Source organism: Streptomyces sp. NBC_00385 (genome assembly GCF_035917155.1).
GTDB classification, from domain to species: domain Bacteria; phylum Actinomycetota; class Actinomycetes; order Streptomycetales; family Streptomycetaceae; genus Streptomyces; species Streptomyces poriferorum.
Window position 1 is genome coordinate 5301987 of record NZ_CP107951.1, and the last position, 17463, is coordinate 5319449.

The 17463-nt window shown below is 71.1% G+C and carries 14 protein-coding genes and 1 pseudogene; 12 read left to right on the forward strand and 3 right to left on the reverse strand.

The features are described 5' to 3' along the window. Positions 1 to 109 precede the first annotated feature (109 nt). The 4 genes and pseudogenes from hutU to hutI all read left to right on the forward strand — a co-directional run. Positions 110 to 1765: pseudogene (gene hutU / locus OG959_RS23725) on the forward strand (urocanate hydratase); the annotation flags it as partial. Positions 1766 to 1872: 107 nt separating this feature from the next. Continuing rightward, positions 1873 to 3087 (forward strand): allantoate amidohydrolase, encoded by a 1215-nt coding sequence (locus OG959_RS23730; RefSeq protein ID WP_326666567.1) that lies wholly within the window; start codon positions 1873 to 1875, stop codon positions 3085 to 3087. After that, a complete protein-coding gene (locus OG959_RS23735; protein ID WP_326661493.1) occupies positions 3084 to 4568 on the forward strand; it encodes a formimidoylglutamate deiminase in 1485 nt (494 codons plus the stop codon). Before OG959_RS23730 ends, OG959_RS23735 begins: the two co-directional genes overlap by 4 nt. Before the next feature lie 53 nt (positions 4569 to 4621). Then, on the forward strand, positions 4622 to 5809 hold the full coding sequence (hutI, locus tag OG959_RS23740) for an imidazolonepropionase (RefSeq protein ID WP_326661495.1): 1188 nt from the start codon (positions 4622 to 4624) through the stop codon (positions 5807 to 5809). 201 nt (positions 5810 to 6010) lie between these two features. On the opposite strand, the gene OG959_RS23745 is transcribed toward hutI, so the two are convergent. After that, positions 6011 to 6991 (reverse strand): RNA polymerase sigma factor SigF, encoded by a 981-nt coding sequence (locus OG959_RS23745; protein ID WP_326666569.1) that lies wholly within the window; start codon positions 6989 to 6991, stop codon positions 6011 to 6013. 281 nt (positions 6992 to 7272) lie between these two features. Here OG959_RS23745 and OG959_RS23750 point away from each other — a divergent pair, with 281 nt between their 5' ends. The 6 genes from OG959_RS23750 (at position 7273) to OG959_RS23775 (ending at position 12900) form a co-directional block, all read left to right on the forward strand. Next, positions 7273 to 7641 (forward strand): STAS domain-containing protein, encoded by a 369-nt coding sequence (locus OG959_RS23750; protein ID WP_326661497.1) that lies wholly within the window; start codon positions 7273 to 7275, stop codon positions 7639 to 7641. Between the two features lie 234 nt (positions 7642 to 7875). Next, positions 7876 to 8424: an ATP-binding protein gene (locus OG959_RS23755; RefSeq protein WP_326661499.1), complete on the forward strand. Its 549-nt coding sequence runs from the start codon at positions 7876 to 7878 to the stop codon at positions 8422 to 8424. 191 nt (positions 8425 to 8615) lie between these two features. Beyond that, positions 8616 to 9296, forward strand: a complete 681-nt coding sequence (locus tag OG959_RS23760; protein ID WP_326661501.1) for a peptidase — start codon at positions 8616 to 8618, stop codon at positions 9294 to 9296. 45 nt (positions 9297 to 9341) lie between these two features. Further along, the gene (locus OG959_RS23765) at positions 9342 to 10385 is read left to right on the forward strand and encodes a COG1470 family protein (RefSeq protein WP_326661503.1); all 1044 of its coding nucleotides are present in this window, start codon (positions 9342 to 9344) and stop codon (positions 10383 to 10385) included. Beyond that, positions 10382 to 11512, forward strand: a complete 1131-nt coding sequence (locus OG959_RS23770; protein ID WP_442805613.1) for a hypothetical protein — start codon at positions 10382 to 10384, stop codon at positions 11510 to 11512. Before OG959_RS23765 ends, OG959_RS23770 begins: the two co-directional genes overlap by 4 nt. Before the next feature lie 38 nt (positions 11513 to 11550). Next, positions 11551 to 12900, forward strand: coding sequence for a hypothetical protein (locus tag OG959_RS23775; RefSeq protein ID WP_326666573.1), 1350 nt, complete (start codon positions 11551 to 11553; stop codon positions 12898 to 12900). 80 nt (positions 12901 to 12980) lie between these two features. Here OG959_RS23775 and OG959_RS23780 read toward each other — a convergent pair whose 3' ends face one another. Beyond that, positions 12981 to 14477, reverse strand: a complete 1497-nt coding sequence (locus OG959_RS23780) for a peptide MFS transporter (protein ID WP_326661505.1) — start codon at positions 14475 to 14477, stop codon at positions 12981 to 12983. Positions 14478 to 14897: 420 nt separating this feature from the next. Between OG959_RS23780 and OG959_RS23785 the strand changes: the two genes are divergently transcribed. Next, positions 14898 to 15575: a response regulator transcription factor gene (locus OG959_RS23785; protein WP_018524728.1), complete on the forward strand. Its 678-nt coding sequence runs from the start codon at positions 14898 to 14900 to the stop codon at positions 15573 to 15575. Positions 15576 to 15590: 15 nt separating this feature from the next. Beyond that, positions 15591 to 16856, forward strand: coding sequence for an ATP-binding protein (locus tag OG959_RS23790; protein WP_326661507.1), 1266 nt, complete (start codon positions 15591 to 15593; stop codon positions 16854 to 16856). 4 nt (positions 16857 to 16860) lie between these two features. Here the strand turns inward: OG959_RS23790 and OG959_RS23795 are convergent, their stop codons facing one another. Then, a complete protein-coding gene (locus OG959_RS23795) occupies positions 16861 to 17460 on the reverse strand; it encodes a GtrA family protein (protein ID WP_326666575.1) in 600 nt (199 codons plus the stop codon). Between the last annotated feature and the right edge of the window lie 3 nt (positions 17461 to 17463).

Below are 17463 nucleotides of genomic sequence, written 5' to 3' on the forward strand. Positions count from 1 at the left end.
GGGTGTGCCGGGGTGTGCGGACCCGTCGTCCCGCCACGCCCTGTTGACTGGAGCTATTCAGCCGCTCAAGATGTGAATAGAAAATTCACAGTCGCGAGGAGGCATTGCCATGTCAGGACCCCGCCCCGTACGGGCACCGCGCGGTACCGAACTGAGCGCCCTGGGATGGCAGCAGGAAGCCGCGCTGCGCATGCTGCAGAACAACCTCGACCCCGAGGTCGCCGAGCACCCCGACAAGCTCGTCGTCTACGGCGGCACGGGCAAGGCGGCCCGCGACTGGCGCTCGTTCGACGCGATGGTCCGCACGCTGCGGACGCTCAAGCAGGACGAGACGATGCTCGTCCAGTCGGGGCGGCCGGTCGGTGTCATGCAGACGCACGAGTGGGCCCCGCGGGTCCTGATCGCCAACTCCAACCTGGTGGGCGACTGGGCGAACTGGGAGGAGTTCCGCCGCCTCGAAGCGCTCGGGCTCACCATGTACGGCCAGATGACCGCCGGTTCGTGGATCTACATCGGTACGCAGGGCATCCTCCAGGGCACGTACGAGACGTTCGCCGCCGTCGCCGCGAAGAAGTTCGGCGGCACGCTGGCCGGGACGATCACGCTGACCGCCGGGCTCGGCGGGATGGGCGGTGCCCAGCCGCTCGCCGTGACGATGAACGACGGCGTCGCGATCTGTATCGACTGCGACCCGCGCGCCATCGAGCGCCGTATCGAGCACCGCTTCCTGGATGTGAAGGCGGACAGCCTGGAGCACGCGCTCCAGCTGGCCACCGAGGCGAGGGACGCGCGCAGGCCGCTCTCCATCGGACTGCTCGGCAACGCGGCGGAGCTGCTGCCCCGGATGCTCGCCGAGGGCGCCCCGGTCGACATCGTCACCGACCAGACCAGCGCGCACGACCCGCTGGCCTACCTCCCGCTCGGCGTCGACTTCGACGACATGGCCGACTACGCCACCGAGAAGCCCGCCGACTTCACCCGGCGCGCCCGTGAGTCGATGGCGAAGCACGTCGAGGCGATGGTCGGCTTCATGGACGCCGGTGCGGAGGTCTTCGACTACGGCAACTCGATCCGCGGCGAGGCCCAGCTCGCCGGATACGGGCGGGCCTTCGACTTCCCCGGTTTCGTGCCCGCGTACATCCGGCCGCTGTTCTGCGAGGGCAAGGGCCCGTTCCGCTGGGCGGCGCTCTCCGGTGAGGCCTCCGACATCCACAGGACCGACAAGGCGATGCTGGAGCTCTTCCCGGAGAACGAGTCGCTGCACCGCTGGATCAAGATGGCCGGCGAGCGCGTCCACTTCCAGGGCCTGCCCGCCCGCATCTGCTGGCTCGGCCAGGGCGAGCGGGACAAGGCCGGTGAGCGCTTCAACGACATGGTCGCCAGTGGCGAACTGGTCGCACCGCTGGCCATCGGCCGTGACCACCTGGACTGCGGCTCGGTCGCCTCGCCGTACCGCGAGACCGAGGCCATGCTCGACGGATCCGACGCGATCGCCGACTGGCCGCTGCTGAACGCGATGGTCAACGTGGCCTCCGGTGCCTCCTGGGTCTCCATCCACCACGGGGGCGGGGTCGGCATGGGCCGCTCCATCCACGCCGGACAGGTCACGGTCGCCGACGGTACGAAGCTGGCGGGCGAGAAGATCCGCCGGGTGCTCACCAACGACCCGGGCATGGGCGTCATCCGGCACGTCGACGCCGGCTACGACATCGCGGAGTCGGTCGCCGCGGAGCGCGGGGTCAGGGTCCCGATGCGCGAGGGCGACCCGTCCGGCACGAGTACCGCGGCGGACGCGGACGGGACCGCCGCATCCCGCACGAGCACCGTGTCCGGCACGGACGGGACCGCCGCGTGAGCCCCACCTTCCACGCGATGTGGGCGTCGCTGAGGAACATCGGCCGCAACGCCGAGTCCGGCGGCTACCGGCGCTACGCGTGGACCGGGGCCGACGCCGACTGCCGCCTCTGGTTCCGGATGCAGGCCGAGGCCCGCGGCCTCGACTGCGAGGTGGACCGCAACGGCAACCAGTGGGCCTGGCTCGGCGACCCCCTCGCGGGGGACGCCGTCGTCACCGGCTCGCACCTCGACTCCGTGCCGGACGGCGGAGCCTTCGACGGGCCGCTCGGGGTCGTCTCCTCCTTCGCCGCGCTCGATGAACTCCGCCACAGGGGAGTGGAGTTCACCCGGCCGCTGGCGATCACCAACTTCGGTGACGAGGAAGGGGCCCGCTTCGGCCTCGCCTGCGTCGGCTCCCGGCTCGCCGCCGGGCAGCTGACGGTCGAGGCCGCGCACCGGCTGCGCGACGGTGACGGCATCACCCTGCCGCAGGCCATGGAGGCGGCCGGGTACGACCCCGACGCCATCGGCCCGGACCCCGAACGGCTCGCCCGTATCGGCGCGTTCGTCGAACTCCACGTCGAGCAGGGCCGCGCCCTCGACCTGAGCGGCGACCCGGTCGGCATCGCGTCCGCGATCTGGCCGCACGGACGCTGGCGCTTCGACTTCCGGGGCGAGGCCAACCACGCGGGCACCACCCGGCTCGCCGACCGGCGCGACCCGATGCTCACGTACGCCGAGACGGTGCTCGCGGCCCGCCGGGAGGCGGAACTGGCCGGAGCGCTGGCCACCTTCGGCAAGATCGCCGTCGAGCCGAACGGTGTCAACGCCATCCCCTCGCTCGTGCGCGGCTGGCTCGACTCCCGCGCCGCCGACCAGGACGCCCTGGACACCGTCGTCGCCGGCATCGAGCGGGCCGCCCGGGAACACGCCGAGCGGGCCGGGATCGACCTCGACGTCGTAAGGGAGTCCTTCACGCCCGTCGTGGAGTTCGAGCACGCCCTGCGTGACGAGCTGGGCGCGCTCCTGAAGGGGGCGGCCCTCCGCGACACCGGGCGCGACGTCCCCGTACTCGGCACCGGAGCCGGACACGACGCGGGTATTTTGTCCGCTTCGGTCCCTACCGCCATGCTGTTCGTACGGAACCCCACCGGGATCTCGCACTCGCCGGCCGAGTACGCCGCCGAGGACGACTGCGTGGCCGGGGTGATCGCACTCGCCGACGTACTGGAAGGTCTCGCGTGCCGATGACAACCGAGCCGACAACCGAGCCGACAACCGAGCCGACGACCGAGCCGACGACGGAGCCGACGACGGAGCCGACGACGGGGCCGACGACGGAGCCCACGGAGCTCGCCACGGAGCCCGTGGGCAGGCCCGCCGCCGTGACGTACTGGCTCTCCCACGCCTGGCTCGGCACCCATGTCGAGCCGGACGTCGTCCTGGAGGTGTCCGGCGGGCGGATCGCCGGGGTGCGGACCGGCGTCGACGCCCCGCCACCCGGGGCGACCGTGCTGCGCGGGCTCACCCTGCCCGGCCTCGCCAACGCCCATTCGCACGCCTTCCACCGTGCTCTGCGCTCCACCGTCCAGGTCGGTTCCGGCACCTTCTGGACCTGGCGCGAGACCATGTACCAGGTCGCGTCCCGGCTCACCCCCGACACGTACTACGACCTGGCCCGTGCCGTGTACGCCGAGATGGCGCTGGCCGGCATCACCGCGGTCGGCGAATTCCACTATCTGCACCACGCGCCGGGCGGCGTCCCGTACGACAACCCGAACGCGATGGGTGAGGCCCTGATCGCGGCCGCCCGCGAGGCCGGAATCCGGATCACCCTGCTGGACACCGCCTACCTCGCCGCAGGGTTCGGCCGCAGGCCCTCCCAGTACCAGCAGCCCGACCGGCACCAGCTGCGCTTCTCCGACACGACCGCCGACGCCTGGGCGGAGCGCGCCGGTCTCCTCAAGGGCGACGAGAACACCCTGATCGGCGCCGCCGTCCACTCCGTGCGGGCCGTCCCCGCGGACCAGCTGGCCACCGTCGCCCAGTGGGCCGAGCAGCGGCACGCCCCGCTGCACGTCCACCTCTCCGAGCAGACCGCGGAGAACGACGCCTGCCTCGCCGCCCACGGCCGCACACCCACCCGGCTCCTCGCCGACCACGGGGTCCTCGGCCCCCGCACCACCGGCGTCCACAACACCCACCTCACCGGCGAGGACATCGAGCTCATCGGCTCGACGGCCACCGGCACCTGCATGTGCCCGACCACCGAACGCGACCTGGCCGACGGCATCGGCCCGGCCGTCGCCCTCCAGCGCGCCGGATCGCCGCTCTCGCTGGGCAGCGACAGCCACGCCGTGATCGACCTCTTCGAGGAGGCCCGCGCGATGGAGCTCAACGAGCGCCTGCGCACCCGCACCCGAGGCCACTGGACGGCCGCCGCACTGCTGCGCGCCGCCTCCGCCGACGGCCACGCCGCACTCGGCCGGCCGGACGCGGGCGTCCTCGAACCCGGCGCCCCCGCCGACCTCGTGACCGTCGCCCTCGACTCCGTCAGAACAGCGGGACCGGTGCCCAGGCTGGCAGCCGAAACAGCGGTATTCGCCGCCTCCGCCGCTGATGTGCGCCACACCGTGGTCGCGGGCCGGCACCTCGTCCGCGACGGACATCACGCGTCGGTCGACGACGTCCCCGGAGCGCTCGCGCGAGCCATCGCGGCCCTGCACCACTGAGCACCCAGGCGGTGGCCACTCCGCCGTCCCCACGCAAGGAGAGCAGCCCCCCGATGACGACGACCGCGATCACCCACATCTCCGCACTGGTCACCAACGACCCCTCCCTCGGCGACAGTTCCCCCCTCGGACTGATCCAGGACGCGGCCGTCGTCATCGAGGGCGACCGGGTCGTCTGGACCGGTGAATCAAGCAAAGCACCCGCCACTGACAACGCCGTCGACGCGGGCGGCCGGGCCGTGATCCCGGGCTTCGTCGACTCCCACTCCCACCTCGTCTTCGCGGGCGACCGCACCCAGGAGTTCAACGCCCGGATGTCCGGCCGCGCCTACAGCGCGGGCGGCATCAGGACCACCGTCGCCGCCACCCGCGCCGCGACCGACGAGGAGCTCTCCGCCAACGTCGCCCGCTACCTCGCCGAGGCGCTGCGCCAGGGCACCACGACGTTCGAGACCAAGTCCGGCTACGGCCTCACCGTCGAGGACGAGGCCCGCGCCCTGCGCATCGCCGCCCGTCACACCGACGAGGTCACCTTCCTCGGCGCCCACATCGTCTCCCCGGACTACGCGGACGATCCGGCCGGGTACGTCGAGCTGGTCACCGGCCCGATGCTCGACGCCTGCGCCCCGTACGCCCGTTGGATCGACGTCTTCTGCGAGAAGGGCGCTTTCGACGGTGACCAGGCCCGGGCGATCCTGACCGCGGGCCGGGCGAAGGGCCTCCATCCCCGGGTCCACGCCAACCAGCTCGGACACGGCCCCGGCGTCCAGCTCGCCGTCGAGCTCGACGCCGCGTCGGCCGACCACTGCACCCACCTCACCGACGCCGACGTCGACGCCCTGGCCCAGTCGGAGACCGTCGCCACGCTGCTCCCCGGCGCCGAGTTCTCCACCCGGGCCGCCTGGCCCGACGCCCGCCGCCTCCTCGACGCGGGAGCCACCGTCGCGCTCTCCACCGACTGCAACCCGGGCTCCTCGTTCACCTCGTCCGTGCCGTTCTGCATCGCCCTCGCCGTCCGGGACATGGGCATGACCCCGGACGAGGCGCTCTGGTCCGCCACGGCGGGCGGCGCGGCGGCCCTGCGCCGCGACGACATCGGCCGGATCGCCCCCGGCACGCGCGCCGACCTGGTGGTCCTCGACGCCCCCAGCCACGTCCACCTCGCCTATCGGCCGGGCGTCCCGCTGGTCCACGAGGTCTGGCGGCGCGGCGAGCGCGCCGTGGCACCGCGCGGCGTCTGAGCGGGCGCCGCCCACGCGGAGGAACCGGCGTCAGGGCTCATCCACGCGGAGAAGCGGCGTCACGGCTCACCCACGCGGAGGAAGCGGCGCCTGACCGGGTTCCGGAGACGGTGGAACGCGGAAGGACCTGCCCCTCGGCGGGGCAGGTCCTTGATCCGGCAGGCGATCCAGCAGTCCCGCAAGCGCGTCGCGGGTGCTCGCTCATTCCTCCAGGGTCAGTCCCTTGCGGAGCTTGACCAGGGTGCGGGAGAGCAGGCGCGACACGTGCATCTGCGAGATGCCGAGCTCCTCGCCGATCTCCGACTGCGTCATGTTGGCGACGAACCGGAGCGAGAGGATCGTCCGGTCGCGGCTCGCCAGCGAGGCGATCAGCGGCTTCAGGGACTCCACGTACTCGATGCCTTCGAGACCGTGGTCCTCGTAGCCGATCCGGTCGGCCAGCGCGCCCTCGTTCTCGTCCTCCTCGGGCTTGGCGTCCAGCGAGCTCGCGGTGTACGCGTTGCTCGCGGCCATGCCCTCGACGACCTCGTCATGGGTGATGCCGAGGCGGTCGGCGAGCTCGCCCACGGTGGGCGCGCGGTCCAGTTGCTGGGCGAGCTCGTCGCCCGCCTTGGCCAGGTCGAGCCGCAGTTCCTGCAGGCGGCGCGGTACGCGCACGGACCAGCTGGTGTCGCGGAAGAAGCGCTTGATCTCGCCGATGATGGTCGGCATCGCGAAGGTCGGGAACTCGACGCCACGGCTGAGCTCGAACCGGTCGATCGCCTTGATCAGGCCGATGGTGCCGACCTGGATGATGTCCTCCATCGGTTCGCTGCGCGAGCGGAACCGGGAGGCGGCGAACTTGACCAGGGCCAGATTCAGTTCGACGAGCGTGTTGCGTACGTAGGAGTACTCGTGCGTGCCCTCTTCGAGGGATTCCAGCCGGGCGAAGAGCGTCTTGGACAGGGCCCTGGCGTCCAGCGGCCCCACTTCGGCGTAGGGGGGGATCTCGGGAAGTCCTTCGAGACCGGTCACGCCTTCGGTGCTGTTGTCTTCGGTACTGCTGGTGTCACTGCCACTGCTGGTGGTGCTGTTGCGCGTGCCGTCCAAAACGGCCGCAGCAGGGGAGTCTGATTCGGTCAGTCCCTGAGGACATGCTGACGTCGCGTTGTGGGTACGCGGTTCGTCGAGCCGGGGTGACATGGTCTCCTCCATCGTTCTCGGCATATGGCTGCCGATGCCCATACGTGTTCCTGCGGTGAAGCGGCGCCTCCAAAGCCGGCCGTGTTTTGGGTGTCCCCCTACCCTTACCCGGTTCCTGCGGGTCGTTACAAGCGCCAATTGACGCTATATGTCCGGTTTGTTGAGTTCTTCGGCTACCGCGTGGCGCACGGAACGCGTAGTGTTTTAAGAACGTCAGCGAGAGCTGCAACTCATCTGCATGCGTATTGACGCGGACAGTGACGAGACGAAGAGGGACGGGCATGGACCGCGGGACGGTCGGCAGCGCGAACCGGGGTCGGCTTCAGGTCGAGGCCCGGACCGAGGGCCGCAGTGAGGTTGTCACGCCGGTGGGTGAGCTCGATCACCACACGGCGGACCTGCTGCGCGAGCCCTTGGAGCACGCGGTCGAGCAGGGGCGTGCGCGCCTGGTGGTCGACTGCTCGCGACTCGAATTCTGTGATTCCACCGGGCTCAATGTGCTGCTCGGTGCCCGCCTCAAGGCGGAGGCGGCCGGGGGAGGGGTCCATTTGGCCGGAATGCTGCCGGTGGTGGCACGGGTCTTCGAGATCACCGGGGCCGAGGCGGTATTCACCGTCCACGACTCCCTCGAAGCGGCCCTGGACACCTGATAGTGCCGCGGTTCGACACCACGGGCGCCCCATCTGTTGCCCGTGTCACGCGTTCCGCATAGGCGAAGTGGGTGTTGTCATGAATCGGCAGGGCAGGAGACACCTCGGCGAGCCGTGGGAGACCTGCACGTTTCGTGTCGGTGCGGTAGCTGTATCGGTGTCCGTACCACTATTCGTTTCTGTATCTGTATCTGTATCAATGGCGACATGGTGAATCGGTGAGGTGAAGCGCTGATGAGCACCACCCGGCAGCATCCGCCGGGCGACCTCGGCCGCGAGCCGGAGGGCGCAGGCGTGGGTGCACGCGCCGACGCGGGCATCCGCGCGGACGCGGATACCGGCGTCCCCTCCGCCGCGCACGCAGAGCCCGCGGGGCGGCAGTGGCGCACGCTGTCGCTGCGGGAGGCCACCGGCATCGTGCCGACGGCCCGCGATTTCGCCCGCCAGGCACTCCATGACTGGGGCTGGCTCCCCGCCTCGACCGCCGACCGTCGTGCCGCCGCCGAAGATGTCCTGCTGGTCGTCTCCGAGCTGGTCACCAACGCCTGTCTGCACGCGGACGGCCCCGACGAGCTCCGCATCGCCCGCACGCCGAAGGCGCTGCGGGTGGAGGTCGCCGACGGCGGTGCCGGACAGCCCGCTCCCCGAACCCCGCACCGCGCCGGACGGCCCGGTGGTCACGGCATGTTCATCGTGCAGCGGCTCTGCCTGGACTGGGGAGTCGTACGGGTTCCGGGTGAGCCCGGCAAGACCGTCTGGGCGGAGCTGGCCGCCCCCGTGTAGTCCCGCGCAGGTTTTCCCTGCTCGTCCCCCTGGGCTCGTACGCCCCTCGAAGAGCGCGCCGGATCGGCGCGCTCTTTGTCTTCCCTCCACAAGGCCCCGGGCGTACCTTGACGGCCAATCTGATGTGTCGTCAGTTTCTTGTGCCGCACCCGAGCGGCGCGCGGCGACTCCCGGCATGAGGGGAACTCGAGGTGTCGAACCAGAAGCGAACAGCTCTCGCGCTGGCGTCCGGGCTGGCCGGCGCGGTGGTGCTGCTGGCCGCGCCCGCCGCCCACGCGACGGTCGTCGACGTCAACTACAAGTGCAAGACCCCGATCGGTGACAAGGCCGCCGTCTCGCCGATCGACATCAAGAGCGTCAAGAGCGGCAGCGGCTACAAGCTCACCATGTCCTTCCAGAAGGGCGTCTCCTCCAGCCCGGTCGAACTGGGCAAGGGCGCGATGAACCCCAGTGCGGTGATCAAGGTGGGCGGCGCCGACCCGGGACAGGTCCAGGTCTCCGGCCCCGCCAACTCCGCGGCCATTCCCGCCAACAGCCCCATCAAGATCAACGACCTGTCGGGTACCTACACCCCGAAGAAGAGCGGCAAGGTCGACTTCACCGCCGGGGTGCTCACCATCAAGGCGCTCGGTACGACGACGACCTGCACCCCGTCGAACAACCCGGGCCCCTCGCTCTCCCTGGACGTCACCGCTGCGGGCGGCGGCGCGAGCGGCGGCAGCGCGACCACCCCCGACACCGACACATCGCTGCCCAAGACCGGCCCGCTGGACTCGGCCGTGGCGCTCGGCACCCTCGGCGGCACGGTGCTGCTGACCGGTGCGGCGGGTGTGCTGTGGCTGACCAGGCGGGGGCAGCGGGCCACGGGCTGACCCCCGCGCGACCCGCCGCCGCCGTCACGCACCAGGGAGCCGCCCATGCCGCCGTTGACCGGTCACCGCACCCGCCCCGCTCCGGCGCCCGTCGTCGGACAGCCGTCCGCCGCACGGCGGCTGGCCCGTGCCCTGCCGCTGCTCGCCGTCCTGTGGTGCACCTTCACCACGGTGGCGGTGGCCGGTGCCACCGAGCACCCGGCCCAACCGGCGTGGACGGCGCAGCCGGCGGGGAGCGGTTCCGGGCGGGACGAGGCCAGACCGTACTTCTACCTGGAGGGCCTGCCCGGCAGCGTCCTGGAGGACCGGCTCTCGGTCACCAACCCGGGGCCGGACCCGGTCACGGTACGGCTGCGCGGCGCCGACGCCTACAACACGGGCGACGGCGGCTTCGCGGTGCGCGGGGCGCACGGCTCCACCGGGACCGGGGCCTGGCTGCGGACCGCGAGCACCGAGGTGACGGTGCCCGGCCGGACCAGGGCCGACGTGCCGGTCTCCTTCACCGTGCCCGAGGACGCGCTGCCCGGTGACCACCCGGGCGCGATCGTCGCCGAGAGCGGCGGCCGCTCGGTGGGCGTACGGGTCCAACTGCGGGTCGGCGGGCCCACGCTGGCCGCCCTCACGGTGGAGGACGTCACGGTGGGCGGCGGGACCATCCACTACACGCTGGTCAACCGGGGCAACGCCGTCCTGGTGCCGCGCCTGTCCGTCAGCGCGGACGGCGTGTTCGGGTCCCTGCTGCGGCGCGACGCCCGCACCCTTCCGGTGGAACTCCTGCCCGGTCAGCGGGTGCGGCTCACCGAACCGTGGCGGGACGCCCCCGCCCTCGACTCCGTCACCGTACGGCTGCGCGTCACGGCGGCGGGCGGCGCGCACGGCGAGGCGACCGCCTCTGCGGCCTTCGTGCCCTGGGCGCCGGTGACCGGCGGCGCACTGCTCCTCCTGGGCGCCGTCGCCGCCGGTGTGTACGGCCTCCGGCGCAGGCGGGCGACACGGCGGAGCACCCACGACGACGGGGCCGCGCCGGCCCCGGACCATCGACAGCACTCCGACGAGAGGCACTTGGTGAAGGCGGGAGCGGAATCGTGACTGGACGGACCGGACCGGCGGCATTCCGGAGCGACGGCCGCGGGCGGGCGGCCGCGCTGCTCGCCGTACTGCTGGCCGCGATACTGCCCGCCCTGCTGCTGACCGCGACCGGGGCCGGGGCCGAGGAGCGCAGCGCGGCGGACCCGAAACCCGCGGTCACGCTCTCGCAGAAGCAGGCGGGCAAGGGTGGCGAGATCACCGTCAAGGGCAAGGGCTGGCGGCCCGACACCCTGCTCATGATGCTGATCTGCGGGCAGTCCACCCCGGCCCGGGGCGTGATCGGCGGCACCAACTCCTGCGCCAACGCGGAAGGCCGGGCCGTCACCACCGACAAGAAGGGCGCCTTCACCAAGGAGATGCCCGTCACCGAGCCGCCCGCGCCGTGCCCCTGCGTGGTCCACGTCGCCACGGTCACCGGCGAACAGGCCCTGGCCGACGCGGTGTTCGTGGTCGCCGGGCACCCGGTCGCCGCGCTCCCCAAGGAGACCGGTGACGGGAAGCTCGCCGTCCTCGCGGCCACCAGGCTGGAGGGTGACAGCGGGCTGCTGACCTGGTTCGGCGCCCCGCCGTCGCGCCGGCTCGTGTTCACCGTCGGCAACCTGGGCTCCGCACCGGTGAAGGACCCGGTCTTCCAGGTCGGCACCGCGCACGGCGTCTACGCCGCGCAGTGGGAGGAGCGGCAGTGGCGCGGGACCGTCGAGCCCGGCCGCAAGGCCCGTATCGAACTGCCCGTCGAGCTGACGGCCGGTGCCCACGGCGACTACCAGATCTCGCTGAAGTACGGCACGAAGGTGCTGGCCGAGCAGCCCTGGGGGGTCGGCCGCCCGTGGGGCGTGACGCTCTTCTGGATCCTGCTCTGCCTCGTCGTGCCCGCGGCCGTGTTCCGCATCGGCATGGCGATCGTCGACAAGGTACGGCCGCGCACCGGACACGCCGCCGGCCGTCGCCGGGCAGGCGGCCCGTCCCCGCGCGGCCCGGTGACCGCGAGACTTCCGAAGCTGCGGCGCGCCCCGGCCCCGGCCGTGGGCCCCGCGCCGCCCCCGAGCACCACCACGGCCGCGCTGCCGTGGTTCACCCCTGATTCCGCACCGTCAGAGCACAGACCGACGACGAAGGGACATTCGTGAGTACGCAACGCAGGACGGTCGCGGCGGGAGTCGCGATGATGATCGGCGGGGCGGGCATGCTGCTGGCCGCGAGCCCGGCCCAGGCCGCCGACATCTCGTACAAGACGGAGTGCATACCCCCGGCCATCTCCGGACTGCCGCCCGTCCAGGGCACCACCGAGGTGCAGCTGACCGCACCCGCCTCGGCCAAGGTCGGGGACACCGTCGAGGTCGTGTGGAAGACGGTCCAGGCCGCCTCCAACAACCCCGACGTCCTCGACCTCGACAAGGACACGGTCAAGCCGACCGGCACGATCAAGCTGGGCGGCGCCGCCACGGGCGACCTGAAGATGGAGGGGCCGCGGCAGAACCCGGCGATCCCCAAGAACAGCCCGATGCTCCTGCCGGACATGAAGGGTTCGCTGAAGCTGGAGAAGGCGGGCGACCTGACGCTGACGCCCGACGGGTACAACATCAACGTCTCCAAGCCGATCTCCACGGACACCAAGTGCTCCCCGAAGGAGACGGTCCAGCCGGGCGCGACGATCAAGGTCACGGACGGCGGCGGATCCACCACCGGCGGCACGACGGCGGGTGGCACGACGGCGGGCGGCACCACCAGCGGCGGCACGACGGCGGGTGGCACGACCTCGGGCGGCACCACCAGCGGCGGCACGACCTCCGGTGGTACGACCGCCGGCGGTTCGGACTCGGGCGGTTCGGCCTCCGGCGGCAGCGGCGGCGCCACCGACTTCCCGGGCAAGGAAGTCGTCGTCGACTTCGCCTGCAAGTCGCCCGGTCCGGAGGAGGGCATCGCCTCCAAGGTGACGATCAACGCCAAGAAGAACGGCGGGAGCTACGCGCTCACGGTCAAGACAGCCAAGGACGTGATGAACAGCCCGGCTCCGCTGCCCGCCGGTGCGCTCAAGCCGTCCATGAACATCGTCATCGGCGGCGCCGACAAGGGCTCCGTGACCGTCACCGGACCCGGGAACCCCAAGGCCCTGGAGAAGGACAAGCCGGTCAGCCTCACCGACATGACCGGCACGTACAAGCCGGGCGCCTCCGGCAAGTCCACCCTCACCCCCGGAGCCCTGACGATCGACGTCATGCTGGGAGGCTCGAAGATCACCATTCCGTGCACGGTCAAGGGCACCCCGCAGGCGTCCCTCGAACTCGACACCACCGCCCAGGAAGGCGGTGCTTCCGGCGGTGACACCGGGGGCTCCGGCGGAGCGGCGGCGGCGGCGGGCGGCGGCACGGCGTCCGGCGGCGGGCTCGCGGCGACGGGTGCCGAGGACAACGGCGCCCTGCGCGCACTCGGCCTGGTGGCCGGTACGGCGATCCTGCTGGGCGGCGCCGTGTTCACGTTCACCCCGTGGCGCCGGCTGCGCTCGGGCCGGAGCTGACACCGGACCCCGTACGCATACGGAAGGGGCCGCCGCACCGTGGAAACGGTGCGGCGGCCCCTGCGCGTGGAACCGGAAGGTCAGCTCGCGTCACTCATGTGCTGCGTGACCTTCTTGCGGTACATCCAGATGCCGACACCGGCGATGACCGCGAGGACCGCCTCGAACGCGACGGCGCCCGTGGTGTTCAGATCGACCCCGAGCTGCGGGGACGTGAGGAGGCCGGTCACGGAGTCGCCCGCGGTGACCGCGAGGAACCAGACACCCATCATCTGGGAGCTGTACTTCGCCGGAGCCATCTTCGTGGTGACCGACAGACCGACCGGGGACAGGCAGAGCTCGGCGACGGTCTGGATGAAGTAGATCGCCACCAGCCACATCGGACTGACCCGGCCGCCGTTGGCGGCGGTGTCGATCAGCGGGATCATGAAGACGACGAAGGAGATGCCGATCAGCACGAGGCTCGAGGCGAACTTGACGGCGGTGCTCGGCTCCTTGCCGCGCTTGTTCAGCCACAGCCAGCCCGAGGCGACCACGGGGGCGATCGCCATGATGAAGATGGGGTTCAGCGACTGGTACCAGGACGTCGGGAAGTCGATGCCGAACAGGCTGTTCGTCGTCGAGTTCTCACCGAAGATCGACAGGGTCGAGCCGTTCTGGTCGTAGATCATCCAGAAGACGGCGGCGACGACGAAGAACCAGATGTAACCCGACAGCTTGGACTGCTCGGTGTCCGTCAGCTCCTTGTCGCGCTTCATGCGGACCAGGACGGCGACCGGGATGATCAGCCCCGCGATGGTGATGGGCAGCAGTGCCCAGTCGGCGAAGTTGCCGGTGATCGCGAGCAGGCTGTAGAACACCGCCGCGACGATCAGCCAGACCAGGCCCTTGCGCAGGACCGAGCGCTTCTCCTGCTCCGTGGCCGGAGTGGAGACGACGTCGCTCTCCGGGCTCAGGTGGCGGGTGCCGAGCATGAACTGGGCGAGACCCAGGGCCATGCCGATCGCGGCGAGCGCGAAGCCGAAGTGCCAGTTGACGTTCTCGCCGATCGTGCCGATGCTCAGCGGGGCGAGGAAGGCACCGAGGTTGATGCCGATGTAGAAGAGCGTGAAGCCACCGTCACGGCGCGGATCGTCCGGGCCGTTGTAGAGGTGGCCGACCATCGTGGAGATGTTCGCCTTCAGCAGGCCGGAGCCCAGCGCCACGAGTACGAGGCCGGCGAAGAAGGACGCGGAGTTGGGCACGGCGAGCGTGATGTGGCCGAGGATGACGACAGCGCCACCGATGGCGACCGTCTTGCGCGGCCCCCAGAAGCGGTCGGCCATCCAGCCGCCGGGCATGGCGAGCAGGTAGACCATCGCCATGTAGACGGAGTAGATCGCCGTCGCCGTGGTGGCGCTCATGTGCATGCCGCCGGGCGCGATCAGGTACAGCGGGAGCAGTGCCTTCATGCCGTAGAAGCTGTAGCGCTCCCACATCTCGGTCATGAAGAGCGTGGCCAGGCCGCGAGGGTGGCCGAAGAAGGTCTTCTCGCCACCCGCGGTGCTCGCCGGGTCCTTCGTCAGGCTGGACGCCATGATCGATCCTTGCTTGCTCGGGACGCGTCGCTCGTGAGCCGTACGCGCCCGGTGGGGGGAGGCCGGCACCGACACGGGTACGCCCACCGCGTCGGGATCCACGCCCGGAGCGCCTTCGTCGGCGTACGGGCCCGGCCCACAGGTCATTCACTGGGATTCCGGACTGGCGGGTACCAGTCCCGCACATGCAGAAGGACCCCGGGGAGTGTCGAGCTGCCCAAAGGTCCTTGAGTAGTGCAACAGGCGTTGAAACACCATACGACACGACTGAGCGGCATATGGAAGGACTTGAGAGATGGATCACAGGTCCAGGTGCAACCACGCTCCCACATTCGAAGGTCTGGGCGCGAACGGCTCGTAGACCCGCAGGGCTTCCGGATCACCTCACGCCTTGTCGTCCGCGCGGACTACCATCACTCCATGACCCGTGTACTGCTCGCCGAGGACGACGCATCCATCTCGGAGCCGCTGGCCCGCGCCCTGCGTCGGGAGGGTTACGAGGTCGAGGTCCGCGAAGACGGCCCGACCGCGCTCGACGCCGGCCTCCAGGGCGGCATCGACCTGGTCGTGCTCGACCTGGGGCTGCCCGGGATGGACGGCCTCGAAGTCGCCCGCAGGCTCCGCGCCGAGGGCCACACCGTGCCGGTCCTGGTACTCACCGCCCGGGCCGACGAGGTCGACACGGTCGTCGGCCTCGACGCCGGCGCCGACGACTACGTCACCAAGCCCTTCCGGCTCGCCGAGCTCCTGGCCCGGGTCCGGGCCCTGCTGCGCCGCGGCGCCACCGAGCCCGCCCCGCAGCCCGCCACCCACGGCGTCAGGATCGACGTCGAGTCGCACCGCGCCTGGATGGGCGACGAGGAACTCCAGCTCACCGCGAAGGAGTTCGACCTGCTGCGGGTCCTGGTCCGGGACGCGGGCCGCGTCGTCACGCGGGACCAGCTGATGCGCGAGGTCTGGGACACCACCTGGTGGTCGTCCACCAAGACCCTCGACATGCACATCTCCTGGCTCCGCAAGAAGCTCGGGGACGACGCCGCCAATCCCCGCTACATCGCCACCGTCCGGGGCGTCGGCTTCCGCTTCGAGAAGAGCTGACGTACAGAAGCAGTCATGCGCCGACGCCTGATCAACTCCACCCTCGCCGTGGTGCTCGTGGTGATCGCCGTCTTCGGCGTCTCCCTCGTCATCGTCGAGACCCGCACCATCAGCAGCAGCGCCCAGGAGAGCGTCGACTCCGAGGCGCTGCGGCTGATCAGCGTGATCGAGAGCCGGCTCCTGGGCGCCGAGCGGATCAACCCCGGCGTGCTGGCCGAACAGATCGACGACACGCGCTACGCCCTGGTCAAGATGCCCGGCCGTGCCCCCATCGAGGTCGGTGACCGCCCCAGCGGCAGTGTGATCAGTGCCACGGAGGTGGGTGAGCACGGCGAGAGGGTCACCGTCGAGGAGTCCCGCTCCTCCGTCACCCGCGAGGTCGGCCGCACCCTGATGATCATCGGTGCGGTGGCGCTGCTGGCCATCGTCTCCGCCGTGCTCCTGGCCGTACGCCAGGCCAACAAGCTGACCTCGCCGCTCACCGACCTCGCCGAGACCGCGGAACGCCTGGGATCGGGCGACCCGCGCCCGCGCCACAAGAGGTACGGGGTGCCGGAACTGGACCGCGTCGCCGACGTCCTGGACTCCTCGGCGGAACGCATCGCCCGGATGCTCACCGCCGAGCGCCGGCTCGCCGCCGACGCCTCCCACCAGCTCCGCACACCGCTCACCGCGCTCTCCATGCGGATCGAGGAGATCTCCGTCACGGACGACATCGAGACGGTGAAGGAGGAGGCGAACATCGCCCTCACCCAGGTCGAGCGGCTCACGGACGTGGTCCAGCGACTGCTGACCAACGCCCGGGACCCGCGGACCGGCTCCGCCGTCGTCTTCGACCTCGACGAGATCGTCAAGCAGCAGATCGAGGAATGGCGCCCGGCCTACCGGAGCGAGGGCCGGGCCGTCGTCCGCTCCGGCAAGAAGGGGCTGCGGGCCGTCGGCACACCGGGCGCGGTCGCCCAGGTGCTCGCCGCGCTGATCGAGAACTCACTCATGCACGGCGGCGGCACGGTCGCGCTGCGGACCCGGGTCACCGGCAACCAGGCGGTCATCGAGGTGACGGACGAGGGCGCGGGCGTGCCGGTCGACCTGGGATCCCGGATCTTCGAGCGGACCATCAGCGGGCGCAACTCCACGGGCATCGGCCTCGCGGTGGCCCGCGACCTCGCGGAAGCGGACGGCGGCCGTCTGGAACTGCTCCAGCAGCAGCCCCCGGTCTTCGCGCTCTTCCTCAGCCAGGTGGCCCTGGACCGGGACGAACCGGAACGCCCGGTGCGATGACCGGCTACCGCCGCGCGGAATCCGCCTCGACCCGCACGGCGGCGGCCGGCGCGGGTGCCGGTGCGGGTACGGAAACGGCCGGCCCCGGCAGCGCGGCATCCTCCGCGCTCACGACCGAGTCCTGCACGACCGCACCCTTCACGACCACGTCATTCACGACCACGTCTTTGTCAGGCAGCGCCCTGAAGACCCACGTCCGGTAGGACCAGAAGCGGAACATCGTCGCGATGCCGATTCCGAGGATCTTGAAGACATTGCTCTGGACCGGGGTGTTCCAGCCGAACCCGTACGTCGCCGCGTACAGCACACCCGTCTCGATGACCGCGCCCACCGCGCTGAACAGCAGGAACAGCGTCAGCTCCCGGGTCCGGCCGCTCTTGTCGCGGTCCCGGTACGTCCAGTAGCGGAAGCCGACGTAGTTGCAGAGGATCGCGACGAACGTCGCCATCAGGCCGGCCCGCACCGTGGGAATGTCCGTGTAGCGCCACAGCAGGTTCGATACGCCGATATTGACGACCAGGCCGACCGCGCCGACCACGCCGAATTTGGCGACCTCCCGGGCCAGCAGATCCAGCCGGGCCCGCAGTGCGCCCCGTTCGCTCATGTG

Bases quoted from the DNA above. Each gene is read 5' to 3' on its own strand.
- OG959_RS23750 (WP_326661497.1), top strand. From the start codon at position 7,273: ATGGACCGCGGGACGGTCGGCAGCGCGAACCGGGGTCGGCTTCAGGTC.
- hutI (WP_326661495.1), top strand. From the start codon at position 4,622: ATGACGACGACCGCGATCACCCACATCTCCGCACTGGTCACCAACGAC.
- OG959_RS23755 (WP_326661499.1), top strand. From the start codon at position 7,876: ATGAGCACCACCCGGCAGCATCCGCCGGGCGACCTCGGCCGCGAGCCG.
- OG959_RS23790 (WP_326661507.1), top strand. From the start codon at position 15,591: ATGCGCCGACGCCTGATCAACTCCACCCTCGCCGTGGTGCTCGTGGTG.
- OG959_RS23785 (WP_018524728.1), top strand. From the start codon at position 14,898: ATGACCCGTGTACTGCTCGCCGAGGACGACGCATCCATCTCGGAGCCG.
- OG959_RS23775 (WP_326666573.1), top strand. From the start codon at position 11,551: ATGATCGGCGGGGCGGGCATGCTGCTGGCCGCGAGCCCGGCCCAGGCC.
- OG959_RS23745 (WP_326666569.1), bottom strand. From the start codon at position 6,991: ATGTCACCCCGGCTCGACGAACCGCGTACCCACAACGCGACGTCAGCA.
- OG959_RS23765 (WP_326661503.1), top strand. From the start codon at position 9,342: ATGCCGCCGTTGACCGGTCACCGCACCCGCCCCGCTCCGGCGCCCGTC.
- OG959_RS23730 (WP_326666567.1), top strand. From the start codon at position 1,873: ATGTGGGCGTCGCTGAGGAACATCGGCCGCAACGCCGAGTCCGGCGGC.
- OG959_RS23795 (WP_326666575.1), bottom strand. From the start codon at position 17,460: ATGAGCGAACGGGGCGCACTGCGGGCCCGGCTGGATCTGCTGGCCCGG.
- OG959_RS23735 (WP_326661493.1), top strand. From the start codon at position 3,084: ATGACAACCGAGCCGACAACCGAGCCGACAACCGAGCCGACGACCGAG.
- OG959_RS23780 (WP_326661505.1), bottom strand. From the start codon at position 14,477: ATGGCGTCCAGCCTGACGAAGGACCCGGCGAGCACCGCGGGTGGCGAG.